Origin of the sequence: Streptomyces buecherae, from assembly GCF_014295035.1 — a bacterium.
Classification (GTDB): Bacteria; Actinomycetota; Actinomycetes; order Streptomycetales; family Streptomycetaceae; genus Streptomyces; species Streptomyces youssoufiensis.
Map to the genome: position 1 here is coordinate 6,017,074 of NZ_CP060404.1, position 15,860 is coordinate 6,032,933.

Consider the following 15,860-nt stretch of genomic DNA (forward strand, 5'->3'; position numbering starts at 1 on the left):
CGGTCCCGCTGGCGTGGTGCGTGGGCTTCGCGTGCCTGCCCCCGCCTGCCGGGCGCTCACGCGGTGGTCTCCGGGAACAGTCCGTCCGGGCGGCCGGCGCCGTCCCAGTTGAGGAGGTTGACCCGGCCGCGCAGGGCGAGCCCGGCGTGCTCGGGCTCGGGGCCCGCGCCGGGGGCGGTGTGGAACGCGTCGGCCTCGTACATGCCGGGCCCGCCCTCGCCGTCCAGGCTGCACCCGGTGTCCAGCGGGCTGCCGGGCTCGGCGACGTAGCTGGTGGGGATCACGTACCGCTCGTCGTACTTGGCCAGGGCCAGGAGGCGGTACATGGTCTCGATCGCCGTCGGGTCCATGCCCACGCTGGCCGCGATGGCGGGGTCGGGCTCCTCGCCGAGGTTGTGGTGGCGCATGTGGGCGCGCATGGCGCCGAGCCTGCGGAGCGCGGCGGCCACCGGCTCCACGTCGCCGGCGGTGAAGAGTTCGGCCAGGTAGGAGAGCGGGATGCGGAGCGTGTCGATGGCGCCGAACAGGTTGCCCGCGTCCTCGCCGTCGTGGCCGCCCTGGGACAGCGCGTCCACGATCGGCGACAGCGGCGGGACGTACCAGACCATCGGCATCGTGCGGTACTCCGGGTGCAGCGGCAGGGCCACCCGGTACTGGCTGATCAGGGCGTGTACGGGGGAGCGGCGGGCGGCGGTGAGCCAGTCGTGCGGGATGCCGGACGCCTCGGCCGCGCGGACCACCTCCGGGTCGCCCGGGTCGAGAAAGCACTCCAACTGGGCCTCGTAGAGGTCCTTCTCGTCCGGCACGGCCGCCGCCCGGTCCACCCGGTCGGCGTCGTAGAGGATGACGCCGAGGTAGCGCAGCCGGCCCACGCAGGTCTCGGAGCACACGGTGGGCTCGCCGGCCTCGATGCGCGGGTAGCAGAAGGTGCACTTCTCGGCCTTGCCGGAGGAGTGGTTGAAGTAGACCTTCTTGTACGGGCAGCCGCTGACGCACATCCGCCAGCCACGGCAGCGGTCCTGGTCGACCAGCACGATGCCGTCCTCGACGCGCTTGTACATCGCCCCGGACGGGCAGACGGCCACGCAGGACGGGTTCAGGCAGTGTTCGCAGATGCGCGGCAGGTAGAACATGAACGCGTCCTGGTACTCGAGCCGCACGGTCTCGCTGACGCGCTCCAGGAGCGGGTCCTTCGCGGTGTGCTCGGGGCCGCCGCCGAGGTCGTCGTCCCAGTTGGGGCCGGCGCCGATCGCCATGGGGCGGCCGTCGATGAGGGAGTGCGGCGGGGCGGTGGGCACGTCGTCACCCAGCGGCGCGTCGGTGAGGTTGGCGTAGTCGTACGTCCACGGCTCGTAGTAGTCGGACAGCGCGGGCAGCTCCGGGTTGGCGAAGATCCGCGAGAGCCGGCGCAGCCGGCCGCCCGAGCGCGGCACGAGCTTGCCGCGCCGCAGTTCCCAGCCGCCGCGCCAGGTCTCCTGGTCCTCGTAGCGGCGCGGGTAACCCTGTCCGGGGCGGGTCTCGACGTTGTTGAACCAGACGTACTCGGTGCCCTGCCGGTTGGTCCACGTCTGTTTGCAGGTGACCGAGCAGGTGTGGCAGCCGATGCACTTGTCGAGGTTCATGACCATGGCGACCTGGGCCATCACCCGGCCGATGGGCGCCTTGCGCGGGGGCATCAGTAGTCGACCTCCTGCGAGCGGCGGCGGATGACCGTGACCGCGTCGCGCTGGTTTCCGGTGGGGCCGTAGTAGTTGGGGGCGAAGGAGAGCTGGCCGTAGCCGCCGATGAGGTGGGTGGGCTTGATGAGCAGCCGGGTCAGGGCGTTGTGTACGCCGCCGCGCCGGCCCGTCGCCTGTGACCTGGGCACGTTCACCAGGCGTTCCTGCACGTGGTACATGAACACGGTGCCGGCCGGCATGCGGTGCGAGACGATCGCGCGGGCCACCACGACGCCGTTGGCGTTGACGGCCTCGATCCAGTCGTTGTCCGCCACGGCGATCGCCTCGGCGTCCTGCGGACTCATCCAGATGACCGGGCCGCCACGGGCCAGCGTCTGCATGAGCAGGTTCTCCTGGTACTCGGAGTGGATGGACCACTTCGAGTGCGGGGTGAGGTAGCGGACGGTCACCGAGCGCTCCCGGCCGCCGCCCTTGCGCGGGCGTTCGCCGAGCGCCGCCATGTTCAACGGCGGGCGGAACATGGGCAGTTGTTCGCCGAACTCGGCCATCCAGGCGTGGTCGAGGTAGAAGTGCTGGCGGCCGGTGAGGGTGTGCCAGGGCTTGGCGTGCTCGGTGTTGATGGTGAACGGCGCGTACCGGCGCTCGGCCCCCTCCTTGCCCGACCACTCGAAGCTCGCGCCGACCTGTACGGGGCGGGCCTGCGTGTCGGAGAAGACGATGCGCCGCTCGGCGACGGAGGCGGCCAGCTCGGCCAGGCCCGAGTCCGCGCCGACGCGTTCGGCCAGGGCGGTGAACCCCTCGGCGGCGAGGCGCCCGTTGGTGGTGCCGGACAGCGCGAGGATCGCCTCGCACATCTTGACGTCGGTGTCCAGCAGCGGGCGCCCGGCGGCCGGCCCCTCGGTCGCGGTGCCGCAGCGCTGGGCCAGCCAGCGGGCCTCCGGCTCCGGGCGCACCGTGATGCCCTTGACGACGATGCCGTCCCGCTCGGCCAGCGGCCCGAAGGCGGCCATCTTGTCGCCGATCGTGGTGTAGTCCCGCTCCACCAGGGCGAACTGCGGCAGCGTCTCGCCCGGTGGTGGCGCCTCGCCCGGTGTGTCGTGCTGGAGCGCGGTCGGCACCAGGTCGTACGCGACCTCCAGGCGGCCCCTGGCCAACTCGCTGAGCTTGCGGGCCAGGCCGTGGAAGATGTCGAAGTCGGTGCGGGCCTGCCAGGGCGGGTTGATCGCGGGCGAGAAGGCGTGCACGTAGGGGTGCATGTCGGTGCTGGACAGGTCGTGCTTCTCGTACCAGGTGGCGGCCGGCAGCACCAGGTCGGCGAAGAGCGTCGTGGACGTCATCCGGAAGTCGAGCGCCAGCAGCAGGTCGAGCTTGCCGCGCGGCGCCTCCGCGCGCCACCTGACCTCCTTCGGCCTGGCGCCCTGGGGCACCTCGTCGGCGTCCGCGTTGTCGGCGGCGCCGAGCAGGTGGCGCAGGAAGTACTCGTTGCCCTTGGCGGACGAGCCGATCAGGTTGGCCCGCCACACGGTCAGCACCCGCGGCCAGTTCTCCGGCGCGTCCGGGTCCTGGCAGGCGAAGCCGAGCCGGCCCGCGGCGATCTCGTCGGCGGCCCAGTCGGCGGGGGCGCGGCCCGAGGCGCGGGCGGCGGCCCCCAGGTCGAGCGGGTTGCCGGCGAACGTCGGGTAGGAGGGCATCCAGCCGCGCCGGGCCGACTCGGCCACCAGGTCGGCGGTGTGCCGCCCGGCGAACAGGCCCTGCCCGGCGGGCGAGGCGAGCGCGTCGGCGGGCGCGTTCTCGTACCGCCACTGGTCGGTGTGGACGTACCAGTACGGGGTGCCGGCCATCTGCCGCGAGGGGCGGGCCCAGTCGGCGGCGGTGGCCAACTGCTGCCAGCCGGCGTACGGACGCACCTTCTCCTGGCCGACGTAGTGCGCCCAGCCGCCGCCGTTGCGGCCCTGGCAGCCGGTGAGCAGCAGCAGCGAGAGGAACGAGCGGTAGATGGTGTCGGAGTGGAACCAGTGGTTGGTGCCGGCGCCCATCACGATCATGGACCGGCCGCGGGTCTGCTCGGCGGTGCGGGCGAACTCCCGCGCGGTACGGATGGCCGCCCGTGCCGGCACCGAGGTGATCGTCTCCTGCCAGGCCGGGGTGCAGGGCACCGACGCGTCCTCGTACCCCGTCGGCCACTGGCCCGACAGCCCCGCGCGGCGCACCCCGTACCGGGCCAGCAGCAGGTCGAAGACGGTGGTCACCAGGCGGTCGCCGATCCGGCGCACCGGGACCGCGCGGCTGAGCGAGCCGGCGTCCTCGGCGTCGAAGCGGGGCAGCACCACGCGGGCACTGGGCCCGTCGCCGTCCGCGCGGTGGAAGGTCAGCAGCGGGTCCACCTCGCCGAGGTCCAGGTTCCAGCGGCCCTCGCCGCCCTTGCCCCAGCGCTCGCCCAACGTGCCGTTCGGGACCACCACCTGGTCGGTGACCGCGTCCACCAGGACCGGCTTGTAGCGGCCGGTGCCGGGCCCGTCACCCTCGTCCAGGCCCAGGTCGGCGGCGGTCAGGAAGCTGCCGGGGGTGTGCCCGTCGGCGCCGTGCGGGGTCAGCTCCACCAGGAACGGCAGGTCGGTGAACCGCTTGCCGTAGTCGAGGAAGTACGGCACCTGCCGCTGGACGAAGAACTCGGTGAGGATCACGTGCCCCATCGCCATCGCGAGCGCCCCGTCGGTGCCCGGGTGCGGGTGCAGCCACTCGTCGGCGAACTTCGTCGCGTCGGCGTAGTCGGGCGAGACCACCACGACCTTCTGGCCCCGGTAGCGGGCCTCGGTCATGAAGTGCGCGTCCGGGGTGCGGGTGACGGGGACGTTGGAGCCCCACAGCATCAGGTACGCCGCGTCCCACCAGTCCCCGGACTCCGGCACGTCCGTCTGGTCGCCGAAGACCTGCGGGGAGGCGATCGGCAGGTCCGCGTACCAGTCGTAGAAGGAGAGCATCGGCGCGCCGATCAGCGCGTGGAAGCGCGCCCCGACCGCGTGCGAGGCCATCGACATGGCGGGGATGGGCGAGAAGCCGGCGATCCGGTCCGGGCCGTGCGCGCGCAGCGTGTGCAGGTGGGCCGCGGCGGCGATCTCCAGGGCCTCGTCCCAACCGACGCGCACCAGGCCGCCCTTGCCGCGCGCCGACTGGTAGCGGCGGCGCTTGTCGGGGTCGGTGGTGATCTCGGCCCAGGCGGCCACCGGGTCGCCGAGCCGCTGCCGGGCCTCCCGGTACAGCTCGACCAGCACCCCGCGCGCGTGCGGGTAGCGGACCCGGGTCGGCGAGTAGGTGTACCAGGAGAAGGAGGCGCCGCGCGGGCAGCCACGCGGCTCGTACTCGGGCCGGTCGGGGCCGGTCGTCGGGTAGTCGGTCGCCTGCGTCTCCCAGGTGATCAACCCGTCCTTGACGTAGACCTTCCAGGAGCACGAGCCCGTGCAGTTGACCCCGTGCGTGGAGCGCACCACCTTGTCGTGCGCCCAACGGTCCCGGTACGGGGCGTCGTTGACGCTCTGGTCCGTACGGAAGACCGCGCGGGAGTCGGGGCTGACCGGCGCCTTGTTCAGCATCTTCCCCATGGCCAGCAGGGCGCGCTCGGCGGCGTCAGCCGAACGCCCCACGCGCAGCCCGAACGTGTTCGAGGCCACCACGGGCCCCCTCTCAGCCGCTTGCCGATTGCTCAGCGCAGCGTGGACCAGCGCACGGAGCGTGCGGAAGCGGTCACTGCGGTTCTTGACGCGACCGCTCATCGAGCTTTGCTTGCCTTTTAAAACTGATTTTGGCCGGAACCCGGCGAGTTCGTTGGCGCGGACGGTGTACGACGCGTGAATCTCAGGGGGAGGCCCGCCATGGCCAGGGCGACCAACAGCCACGCGCCACCCGCCACCCAGGTCACACCGCCGCCCACCGCGCGCAGCGCGGCCACCCCGGACACCTCGGCCAGCGCGCGGCTGGCCACGGCGTACATGCCCAGCGGGAAGACGACGCACCACTGGGTGGGCTCGTAGCGCACGGGCACCCGATGCCGCCAGTGCCGCCAGTACCCGGCCGCGACCAGCACCGGAAGCAACAGCGTCGCCCAGCCCCACAGCACGAGCAGCGCCCCGACCAGCACCCGGCGCGGCCCGGCCGCCCAACCGAGCCCGACCACCTGCGCGCCCGCCAACACGCTGATCGCACAGGCACCCATAGCCACCCAGTACGCGGGCGTCAGGGCCGACGGCGGTACGGGATACCGGCGCAACCGCCAGCCGACGGCGCCGAGCACCGCCCCGTACAACGCGAGGCCGGCCACCCAACAGCCGAACAACACGCCCCGGACCCACGGCCCGTGCCCCAGCGCGGTACCGGCCACCACGACGGACTGGAGCCCGACGGCGCACAGGAACCAGGTGCCGTCGGCGGCCCGCGCGGCATGCGGCGAGCGACGCAGCGTGCGCGCCGCCCGCGCCGCGACACACCCCCAGACCACGGCCGCCACCAGGCACAACGCGAGCGCGACGGCCCGCGCGCCCGCGCCGGCCAGCCGCGCCGCGAGCACCTCGGAGCCGGCCACGAAGGTGAAGAAGCCGAACACCCTGGCCGGCGCGTCCGCGTCCGCCGCGAGCTGCGCGCGGTACGCGAGCAGCCGCCAGACAAGGGCCGCCGTCAGCAGGGCGAACCCCGCCAGGCCGAGCCCGAGCAGCGGCCACGAAAGGCGCCGCGCGCCGCTGGTCGCCACGGCGCGCGAGACGATCCCCGTGGCCATCACCGGCGCGAAACAGGCCGGCGCCAACCCGCGCACCCGCCCACTGACCCCCTGCGTCCCTGTCATGCCCGGCAGCGTCCCACCACCCCCGCACACCCCCACCCCACCGACCGCCCCGCGCCCCCCGCGCCCCATGAGAAACCGGCCACCCGGGAGGGGCCCCACGCGCCCCTCGGACATGGCCGACGCTTTACCGCCACGTGGGCAACGCTATTCCCGGGCCCGGGAGTTGGGCCCGCGTGTCGCCGCCGCCGCGCCCTCGGCGAACCGGACGACCGGCGCACGCGGGCGCGCACGGCCCGCCCCTGGCGGTCGGCTCGCGGTCTCCTGGGCGGGCCTGGTGTGGGCGGTTGGGGGCGCGTTGCCCGCGTTCGGCGGAGGGTCCGGCATCCGCTGCGTCACCGGCGCCGGGCGGCCTCGGTGCGGGCGTGCGCCCCCTGCTTCCGGGGGGCTGGATGTGGGCTGGTGTGGAGGTGGGGCGGGTGGCAGCCGGAGAGCGCTGGCGGCGCGGGCCGGTGGTGGGGTGGCGCGTCGCGGCGGGGAGGCGCCGGGCCCGGCCACGGACGGGAGCCGGGCCTGCTAGCTTCTACATCGTTGTAGATGGACCCATGGCGTCGCCGAGGGCGCCTCTGGCCGCCGCCGATGACACGAGGAGAAGTTACCGATGGCCCTGTGGGACAAACTCAAGGAGTCCGCGTCGTCGATGCAGACCCAGTTGATGGCGAAGAAGAACGACCTCAAGAGCGGCGCGTTCCGGGACGCCAGCATGGCCATGTGTGCCCTGGTCTCCGCCGCCGACGGGTCGGTCGACCCCTCCGAGCGACAGCGCGTCGCCTCGCTGATCGCCACCAACGACGTGCTCCAGAACTTCCCCGCCGACGATCTGCAGCGCCGCTTCAACGAGTACCTCGACAAGCTGGCCGCCGACTTCGAGTTCGGCAAGGTGTCCCTGATCCAGGACATCGGCAAGGTCAAGAAGAAGCCGGTCGAGGCGCGTGCCGTCATCCAGATCGGCATCGTCATCGGCGGCGCGGACGGCGACTTCGACCTGACCGAGCAGGCCGTCGTCCGCGAGGTCTGCTACGCGCTCGACATCGCGCCCGGCGAGTTCGACCTCTAGAGCCGAGCCGGCGGCCTCTGAGCGCGTTCGTGCGCTGAGAAGCCAGGCGCGCCGAGCGCTGAGACGGCAGGCGCGTACGAGCGGTGAGACGCCGGCGGTGGGGAAGCGGGTCAGCCCGCCTCCCCACCGCCGTCGTCCTTCCCCCAGGAAAGCCCGGGCGCGCGCGGGCGCGCCCGGACGGTTGGGTGTTCGGCCGCGCGCGGCCCGTGTGCCCCCGCCGAGGCCGGGCCGGCGTGCGGGCCGTGGTGGTCCGGCGGGGTCGCTCGCTCCGTACGACCCCGCCGGGTCACCGAGGGCCGCCCGGAGGGCGGCCCGCCCGCGCGGACCTAGTAGACGGTCAGCGCGAACTTCGGGGCCACGTCCCGCGCGTACACCTTGGCGCCGGCGAACTTCCGCTCCACCGAAGCCTTCTCCTGCGCGTTCGGGTACTGGTTGGTGCAGGACGTGCCGGCCGACGCGCCGGACATCAGGCTGGAGCACGGGCCCGGCTTCACGTCGGGCAGGCCGAGTATGTGGCCCAGCTCGTGCGAGGCGATGCGGACGGTGTTGTGGCCCTGGTTCACGGCCTGACGTCCCATCCACACCCGACCGTTGCCCAGCGAGGTGGGTTGGGCCCGTGGCCAGCCGTTGTCGGCGACGACGATGATGTTGGCGCGCTGCCCCGGCTGGACCGGCTTGAGCTGGACGTTCTTCACACTCTCGTTCCAGGCCGCGGCACCCTGGGTCACCGCGTCCTTGAACTCGGCGGCACCGCTGGAGTCGTACGTGACCACCCGGGCCGCGGCCTGCGCGCCGCGCTCGTCGGCCTGGCCGGTCGCGGACGCGACCTGCACGCCCGAGCCGAACAGCAGGCCCGTCGTGCAGAGCGCGAGCGATGCTCTCAGGATCTTCCGGGAATTCATACACATCTCCACTCGATGGATGGGACTCGACGGCGCCGCGAGCCGGCACGGCCAGGGGGGAGCCGACCGGTGAGCGGGTCGCTCGGGCGGTACGGGGAGACCGACCGTGGACCGGGTTCCGTAGGGGACCCGCCACGGGGGTCGTACGCCCCGCCATCGCGACCAGAACACGGGCGGACGCGGACCGTCGACGGCGAGCGCCGACGGTGCTCCGCCGCCCGGGGAGCCGGTGGATGTGGTGCTTCGTGAGGGCCGCCGTGTCCCGTGGGTGGGGGGTAGGGGGAGGGGCCGGGCGAGGCGATGGTGGCCCGGGGGTCACGGGTGGCAGCCGAATGCGACGGTACCGTTCCGCGTTGGCCGCGTGGAGATAGCAGTTATCTATAACACCGTGACGTGACGTGTCCGCTGGGCTTCTTCGCTGGTCAGGGGCTGTCTGGTGAGCCGAACGGGCCACCCGGCGCGACGTGCTCGCCCGCTTCCGCCGCCACCTCTGTTGCCGCCGGTTCCGCGTCCGTCCGGTCCGCCCGCGCCCCGTCCGGGCCCGCTCCGTCCGTGCCCGCCTCGTCCGGGTCCGCCCCGTCCGTCTCGGTGCCTACCGCGGCGGCGAACATGCCGGCCAGCGAGCGGTAGGCCGCGCGGTAGGTGCCGGGGGTCGTGCCGTTGTGGCGCTGGAAGTGGTGGCGGAGGTTGGCCGGGGTGCCGAGGCCGGTCTGCGTCGCGATCTGGCCGACCGGCAGGTCCGTACGCTCCAGCAGCCACTGCGCCCGGCGGACCCGGGCGCGCAGCAGGCACTGGAGCGGGGAGAGGCCGGTGTCCGCGCGGAAGCGCCGGTTGAGGCTCCGTACGCTCATGCCGGCGTGGTCGGCGATCTCCGCGAGGGTCAGCGGGCGGTCGAGCCGTGCCGCCATCCACCGCGCGACGGCCTCCACCTCGCCGGTCCCCTCGCTGCCTTGGGCGCGCTGAGCATCTCGGGTCCCATGGGCCCCATAGGACCCGTCGGCCCCCTGACCCCCCTGCGCCTCGATGTCCGCCCCGTAAGCCTCCTTCGCCCCGTACGCCCCACGCCCGGCGGCCCCCTCCGGCGCGGTCCGCCCGCGCGGCCCGGTGGCCGGTGGCGATCCGACGGCCGGTGGCGGTCCGGCGGCCGGTGGCGGTCCGGCGGCAGGTGGCGGTCCGGCGGCCGGTGATGGATCGGCGGGGTGGGGCAGGGCCAGGAACAGGTGCCGGTCCGCCTCGACGGCCGCCTCCTCACCGTGGTCCAGCCCGATGACGTGCAGGCACAGCTCCTTGCCGCCGAACACCCCGGCGGAGGTGAGGAAGGGCCCGTCGGCCACGAACGACTCCTCGGGGGTGACGGTGACGCGGGGGTGGCGGCGGGCCAGTTCCGCGGCGTGCCGCCACGGCGTCGTGGCCCGGCGCCCGTCGAGCAGCCCGGTGGCCGCCAGCAGGAAGACCCCGGTGCCGATCGCGCCGACGTGGCCGCCACGGTCGGCGGCGGCCCGTACCGCCTCCACCACCGCGGCCGACGGCTCCGCCCGGAACCCCGCGTGCCCCGTGACGATCACCGTCTCCGCGTCGGCCAGGCCGTCCAGCCCCCGGTCGACCGCGATCCGCACCGACCCCGGCCCCTCGGTCGCCACGCCGGCCGGGGCGCCGTCCGGGCTTTCGGACGCGGAGCACAACCGCAGGTCGTACGGCGCGTGCCGGTACGCGAGGGGGGAGGCGGAGCCGAAGACGATGCCGGCGGCGGTGACCTGGTGGGCGGGCACCCCGTCGAGGAGGAGCAGTGCGACCACGGGCATGGCCAGAATTTAACCAGGGGTGGCACCAGCGTCGGTTCTTCGGCCCTTGTCGTCTCGCGGAGGATGAGGAACGCGCCGCGGAACAGGGGAAACACCCCACCGCCCGGGCGCTCCACCAGCCCGCACGCGAAGGGACTTCGTCATGCCTCAGAACACCCCGCCGAGCCCCACCCCCCAGCCGACCCGCCGCTCCCGGCGGGCGCGCCGGCTGCTGACCAGCGCCGCGCTGGTCGGCGCGGCCACCGCGCTGTGCGCGACGACCGCCAGCACCAGCGCCCACGCCGTCATCAACGGCAAGAACTCCACCCAGGCGTACCCGTTCATGGCCTCGATCCCCATGGCCCTGGAGACGGGCGAGGGTGAGGGGAAGGACGTCGAGGGGGTGTGCGGAGCCGCGCTCGTCGCCCCGCAGTGGGTGGTCACCGCGGGACACTGCGCCCAGCAGCCGGGATCGGTGGGGGCGCACCCGGCGGGCACGGTGCGGATCGGCAGCGAGCACCGCACCTCCGGCGGCACGGTGCGCAAGATCGTCAAGAAGGTGGTGCACCCGGGCTACGACGCGACCAGCCCCGTGCGCTCGCACCACGACATCGCCCTCCTCAAGCTGGACCGCCCCGTCACCCAGCAGCCCATCCGGATGGCCGACCGCGAGGCGCGGGTGGGCGCGCCCACCCGCGTGCTCGGTTTCGGCACCGTCGTGGACGAACTGGACTTCAAGGACTGGGTGTTCCCCGAGCGGCTCCAGGAGCTGAACACCCGCCGCGCCCCCGCCTCAGCGTGCCAGGACATCGACGCCGCGACCGAGCTGTGCACCGCCAGCCGCGTCCCCGACGCCATGGCGTGTAAGGGCGACTCGGGCGGCCCGCAGATCCAGCGGGTGCACGGGCGCTGGCAGCTCGTCGGCACGACCTCCGGCGACGGCGACGCGGACCCGCACTGCGCGACCGGCCCGGGCGTGTACACCTCCGTGCCCGCGCACCGCGCGTGGCTGACCAAGGTGCTGGCCACCCACCGCTGACGCGACGACGCGACCACGCGACCGTGCGACGACCGCTGACCCGACGACCCGGCCCCGGCCGCGCGGCCAGCGCCGGCCGAGGCTAGGTTCGCGCCATGTCAGTGGTCGCGCTGCTCGCGCTCGACGGGATGCCCGCACACCAGCTCAGCACGCCGGGCATGGTGCTGGGCGCCGCCCGCGACAGCTCGGGGGTCGGCTACGAGCTGCGCGTGTGCGCCCCCGCGCGCACCTTCACCACCGGCGCCCCCGCCGCCATGACCGTCACCGCCCCCTGGGGCCTCGCGGGCCTCGCCGACGCCGCGGCCGTCATCGTGCCCGGCCGCGCGGACCCCCTCGGGGACCCGCCGGCGGAGGTGGTGGCCGCGCTGCGGGCGGCGGCCGAGCGGGGGAGCCGGCTCCTCGCGGTGGGCACGGGCACCTTCACCCTCGCGGCCACCGGCCTCCTCGACGGCCGCCGCGCCACCACCACCTGGCAGCACGCCGCCGAGCTGGCGGCGCGCCACCCCCGGGTGGTGGTGGACCCCGAGGGCGCCCCCGTGGCGGACGGCCCGTTCCTCACCGGCGCCGGCGTCCACGGCGGACTGGACCTGGTGTTGGCGCTCATCGAGCGGGACCACGGGCCCCGGGTCGTCGCCGCGACCCTCCGCCACCTCCTGCGGCCCCTGCTCGCGGAGGCCAGTTCCGCGCAGGAGGAGATCGATCGGGGCATCGCCGCGACCGCGGGCCTGGAGCCGACCGTACGGTGGCTGGAGGCGAACCTGCACCGCCCGCTGACCCTCACCGACATCGCCGCCCACGCCCGGCTGAGCGTGCGCAGCCTCAACCGGCGCTTCCGGGACCACACCGGGCACAGCCCCCTCCAGTACCTGCTGCACGCGAGGCTGGAGCGGGCCCGGCACCTGCTGGAGGACACGGACGAGCCCGTGGAGCGGGTCGCCGAACGCGCGGGGTTCAGCTCCCCCGAGAGCCTGCGCCGGCACTTCCGCCGCGCCACGGGCGCCGTGCCCCGCGCGTACCGCACGGCGTACCGGAAGGCGCGCCGTACCGCGAACCCCCGCCCCCACCAGCGCTAATTCCCGGGCGCCCGGCGCGCGTCGCCGCCTAACCTCCCCCCATGCCGACGACCTCAGAACTCCAGCGCAGCTACTCCTTCCTGGCCACCTTCGCCCGCCGCCAGGCCGCCCGTACCGTCGAACTCCCGGGCGGGTTCGCCGTGTACGACGACGCGTTCGCGCACTCCCGCGCGGACAACCAGGTCTTCGTCGACGCGGCCGTCGACCCCGATGCGCTGCCCGCCATCGCGGACGAGGCGCTGCGCCACCTGCCGCACCGGATGATCACCGTCCTGGACGACGCGACCGGCAGGGCCTGCGCCGAACCGCTGCTCCGGGCCGGGTACACGCACTCCCGCTACCTGGTCATGCTGCACACCGGCCCGGTGCCGCCCGCTGGCCGCGCGGAGGAGGTGGACCTCGACGCGCTGCGCGCCCCGCTCACCCGGCGCTGGCGGGGCTTCCTGCCGGACGCCGACGACGAGGTCGTACGCCACCTCGTGGAGCGCCGCGAGGCCCGCCGGCGCGGGGCCGACGTGGTGCGGTTCATCGGCGCCCGGACGCCGGAGGGGGAGGTCGCCTCCTGGGCCGACCTCTACCTGGACCCGGCCACGGCCCTGGCCCAGATCGAGGACCTGGTCACCTCGGAGGCCCACCTCCGACGCGGCCACGCCGACGCCGTCCTGGCCACGGCGCTGCACTGGGCCGCCGACGCCGACTGCGGCACCCGGTTCCTGATCGCGGACGCGGCGGACTGGCCGCGCGAGTGGTACGGGCGCCGCGGCTTCACCGACATCGGCCGCCTGCACTGCTTCGACCGCGACCGGTGAGGGGGCGGGCCGGGGCGGGTCAACTCCGGCGGCTGGACCTTCTGGGCGCACGGCGACGCCCCGGCCGGCACCCGCTTCTGTACCCACCTCAACGACCAGCCAGCCACCCCCTGGAACTGAGCCCGCCGCGCCGCCGCGTCCCCCTTCCCTCCGTTGCCGCGTCGCCGCGCGGCGGGGCAACGCGCGCGCCACGACGCCGAATCGACCCGCCGGCGCGGCCCGATCGACGGCCCTGACCAGGGGCGTGGCAGCGGCGGAACGTATCGTGTACCTCGTCGTGCAACGGGTGCGAGCCCCCACCTCCGGCGCGGCGTAAGGCTGCCCACGGGCCGCTGGCCGCCCCCGAGTTCGCCACCCGGCGGCTCCGTCGCGCGGCAGCGCGCCGCGACGGGACCTGACCCACCGGCTGCCCGGCCGGCGCCAGACGGAGCGGCCGGGGCCGCCCCGTCCGTTCTTGGAGTACGCCGTGACCACAGCCAGCCAGCAGCCCACGCCCGAGACGTCTCCCGCCTCCGCCTCCGACGCGCCCGACATGCCTGACACGTCCGTCACGCCTGACACGTCCGTCACCTTCATCAACGTCTTCGAGATCGACGCCGAGCACCTCGACGGCTTCCTCGCCCACTGGCAGGAGCGCGCCGCGCTGATGAGCACCAAGCCCGGCTTCCTCGACTCCCGCCTGCACCGCGCCCGTTCCTCGCAGACGCGCTTCCAGCTCGTCAACGTCTCCCACTGGGCGAGCGAGGAGGAGTACGCGGCGGCCGGCGCCGACCCCGAGTTCCAGCGGCGGACCAAGGCCGCCAGCGAGAGCACGCAGGCGCCGGTGGTGCCGAACCCGGGCCTGTACGACGTCGCCGTCGAGTTCGTCGGCCCGGCCGCGAGCCGTCCCGCCGCGAGCCAGGGCTGAACCCGGGCCCCGCGGGGCCGTGACGAGCGCACGGACGTTGGCCCGGCCCCGTGGAGAGGGGCCGGGCCAACGCCGTGTCGCTGGGCCCGGGTCGGTGCGTCAGCGGACCGGTGGGTCAGTCGCGCGGGGTGGGACGCGGGGTCAGAACTCCAGCTTCCAACCGTTGACGTAACCCGTGTCGTTGACCCAGTTGTCGCTCACCCGCAGCTTCCAGGTGCCGTCGGCCGCCTCGCTGGAGGCGTTGACGGTGAAGGTGCCCTGGACGTTGTCCGCGCCGTCGTCGCTGTTGTAGTCCTTGAGCAGGTAGGCGCTGCCGTCCGGGGAGACGAGTTCGACGCGCAGGTCACCGCGGAAGGTGTGCCGGATGTCGACCGTGACGGCCAGGTCGGCCGGGGCGTTGCCGCCGACGCCGGAGACCGTGACGGGGGACTCGACGGTGGCGTTGTCCTTGATCGTGACGTCAGCGGTGCTCTCGAACGTCTTGCCGGGGGGCGTGTTGTCGTTGCCGCCGGTGTGCAGCAGCTTGTTCGGCGAACCGGCGCGGGCGTCGGTGACCTTGTCCGGCGTCGCGTTGCTGACCAGCTTGTCGCGGACCTGCGCCGGGGTCCAGCTCGGGTTGGACTGGAGCAGCAGGGCCGCGGCGCCCGCCGTGTGCGGGGCGGCCATGGAGGTGCCGCTCATCGACTGCGATGCGGTGTCACCGGAGTTGGAGGTGGAGACGATGCTGTCGCCGGGGGCGAAGATGTCCAGGCAGCTCCCGTAGTTGGAGCCCTGCCCGTTGTTCCAGCCGGTGGCGCGCGCGTCCCGGCTGTTGGTGGCGCCCACGGTGACGGCGGCCGGGGTGGAGGAGGGGGAGTACGAGCAGGAGTCGGCGTTGTTGTTGCCGGCCGCGACGACCCAGGGGACGCCGGAGGATATGGAGGCGGCCACGGCGTCGTTGACCGACTGCGTCTTGCCGCCGCCGACGCTCATGTTGGCCACGGCGGGCCGGTCGCTCTTGGCCGCGTTCTTGGTGACCCAGTCGATGCCGGCGAGCACCGGCGCCCAGGTCTCACCCGAGTTGCCCTGGCAGTTGAGCACGCGGACGCCGATCAGCTTGACGTCCTTGGCGACGCCGTAGGCGCTGCCCCCGACGGTGCCGGCGACATGGGTGCCATGCCCATGACAGTCCGAGGCGTTGGAGTCGTTGTCGATGAAGTCGTAACCGCTCACCGCCCGCCCGACGAAGTCGCGGTGGCTCATCCGGATGCCGCTGTCCACGATGTACGCGTCAACGCCGGCGGCGGAGCCGTACGTGTATCTCTTGTCCACCGGCAGGTCGCGCTGGTCGACCCGGTCCAGGCCCCAGGACGGCGGGTTGGTCTGGGTCTCCACCGCGTACGCGGCGGCGTCCGCCTCGACCCGGGCGACGGACGGGTCGGCGGCCAGTTGCCTGGCCCGCTCCTCGCTCATCTTCACGGCGAAGCCGCGCAGCGCCGCCGTGTACGTGTAGCGCAGGTTGCCCGAGTGCCGCTTGGCCAGGGCCTTCGCCGAGGCGGGTATGTCGGCGCGGGCCACCGAGTCCTTGAGGGTGACGATGTACGAACCCTCGACCGACCCGGGGCGGTCGGCGCCCACGATGCGGCCTTCGCCGCCGGGCGGGGCGGGGGCCTGGGTGGTGGCGCCGGCGGTCGTGGCGGCCCCGACGAGCAGGGTGGCGCCGGCACCGATGACGAGCGCGTGCCGGATGGCACGGGCGTCGAACTTCATGGTTACTCCCTCGAAAGCTGTCCGGCCCGGCTC

The 15,860-nt window shown here is 74.0% G+C and carries 11 protein-coding genes; 5 read left to right on the top strand and 6 right to left on the bottom strand.

Annotation, left to right across the window (positions count from 1 at the left end; genetic code table 11):
• Nucleotides 1–56: 56 nt before the first annotated feature.
• The 3 genes from narH to H7H31_RS23870 all read right to left on the bottom strand — a co-directional run bounded on the left by narH (nt 57) and on the right by H7H31_RS23870 (nt 6,513).
• Nucleotides 57–1,676, bottom strand: coding sequence for a nitrate reductase subunit beta (gene narH / locus H7H31_RS23860; RefSeq protein ID WP_232110049.1), 1,620 nt, complete (start codon nt 1,674–1,676; stop codon nt 57–59).
• Nucleotides 1,676–5,278, bottom strand: a complete 3,603-nt coding sequence (locus H7H31_RS23865) for a nitrate reductase subunit alpha (RefSeq protein WP_187060833.1) — start codon at nt 5,276–5,278, stop codon at nt 1,676–1,678. The genes narH and H7H31_RS23865 overlap by 1 nt, the downstream gene beginning before the upstream one ends.
• Nucleotides 5,279–5,466: 188 nt before the next feature.
• Nucleotides 5,467–6,513 carry a tellurite resistance/C4-dicarboxylate transporter family protein gene (locus H7H31_RS23870; protein ID WP_187060831.1) on the bottom strand — a complete coding sequence of 349 codons (1,047 nt, stop codon included), beginning with the start codon at nt 6,511–6,513 and terminating at the stop codon, nt 5,467–5,469.
• A gap of 598 nt (nt 6,514–7,111) precedes the next feature.
• On the opposite strand from H7H31_RS23870, the gene H7H31_RS23875 reads away from it, so the two are divergent.
• Entirely contained in the window at nt 7,112–7,567 is a 456-nt protein-coding gene (locus H7H31_RS23875; protein WP_187064574.1) for a tellurite resistance TerB family protein, read from the top strand.
• A 326-nt stretch (nt 7,568–7,893) separates the two neighbouring features.
• Here H7H31_RS23875 and H7H31_RS23880 read toward each other — a convergent pair whose 3' ends face one another.
• Both H7H31_RS23880 and H7H31_RS23885 read right to left on the bottom strand, forming a co-directional pair.
• Nucleotides 7,894–8,469, bottom strand: coding sequence for a snapalysin family zinc-dependent metalloprotease (locus tag H7H31_RS23880; protein WP_187064575.1), 576 nt, complete (start codon nt 8,467–8,469; stop codon nt 7,894–7,896).
• Nucleotides 8,470–8,891: 422 nt separating this feature from the next.
• Nucleotides 8,892–10,271 carry a GlxA family transcriptional regulator gene (locus H7H31_RS23885; RefSeq protein ID WP_187064576.1) on the bottom strand — a complete coding sequence of 460 codons (1,380 nt, stop codon included), beginning with the start codon at nt 10,269–10,271 and terminating at the stop codon, nt 8,892–8,894.
• A gap of 142 nt (nt 10,272–10,413) precedes the next feature.
• On the opposite strand from H7H31_RS23885, the gene H7H31_RS23890 reads away from it, so the two are divergent.
• The 4 genes from H7H31_RS23890 to H7H31_RS23905 all read left to right on the top strand — a co-directional run bounded on the left by H7H31_RS23890 (nt 10,414) and on the right by H7H31_RS23905 (nt 14,078).
• Nucleotides 10,414–11,289 (top strand): S1 family peptidase, encoded by an 876-nt coding sequence (locus tag H7H31_RS23890; protein WP_187064577.1) that lies wholly within the window; start codon nt 10,414–10,416, stop codon nt 11,287–11,289.
• 95 nt (nt 11,290–11,384) lie between these two features.
• Entirely contained in the window at nt 11,385–12,362 is a 978-nt protein-coding gene (locus H7H31_RS23895; protein ID WP_187064578.1) for a GlxA family transcriptional regulator, read from the top strand.
• Nucleotides 12,363–12,403: 41 nt separating this feature from the next.
• Nucleotides 12,404–13,171 (top strand): GNAT family N-acetyltransferase, encoded by a 768-nt coding sequence (locus H7H31_RS23900; RefSeq protein WP_187064579.1) that lies wholly within the window; start codon nt 12,404–12,406, stop codon nt 13,169–13,171.
• A 466-nt stretch (nt 13,172–13,637) separates the two neighbouring features.
• The gene (locus H7H31_RS23905) at nt 13,638–14,078 is read left to right on the top strand and encodes an antibiotic biosynthesis monooxygenase family protein (protein WP_372455048.1); all 441 of its coding nucleotides are present in this window, start codon (nt 13,638–13,640) and stop codon (nt 14,076–14,078) included.
• Nucleotides 14,079–14,219: 141 nt separating this feature from the next.
• Here H7H31_RS23905 and H7H31_RS23910 read toward each other — a convergent pair whose 3' ends face one another.
• Nucleotides 14,220–15,827 carry a S8 family peptidase gene (locus H7H31_RS23910; RefSeq protein ID WP_187064580.1) on the bottom strand — a complete coding sequence of 536 codons (1,608 nt, stop codon included), beginning with the start codon at nt 15,825–15,827 and terminating at the stop codon, nt 14,220–14,222.
• Nucleotides 15,828–15,860 lie beyond the last annotated feature (33 nt).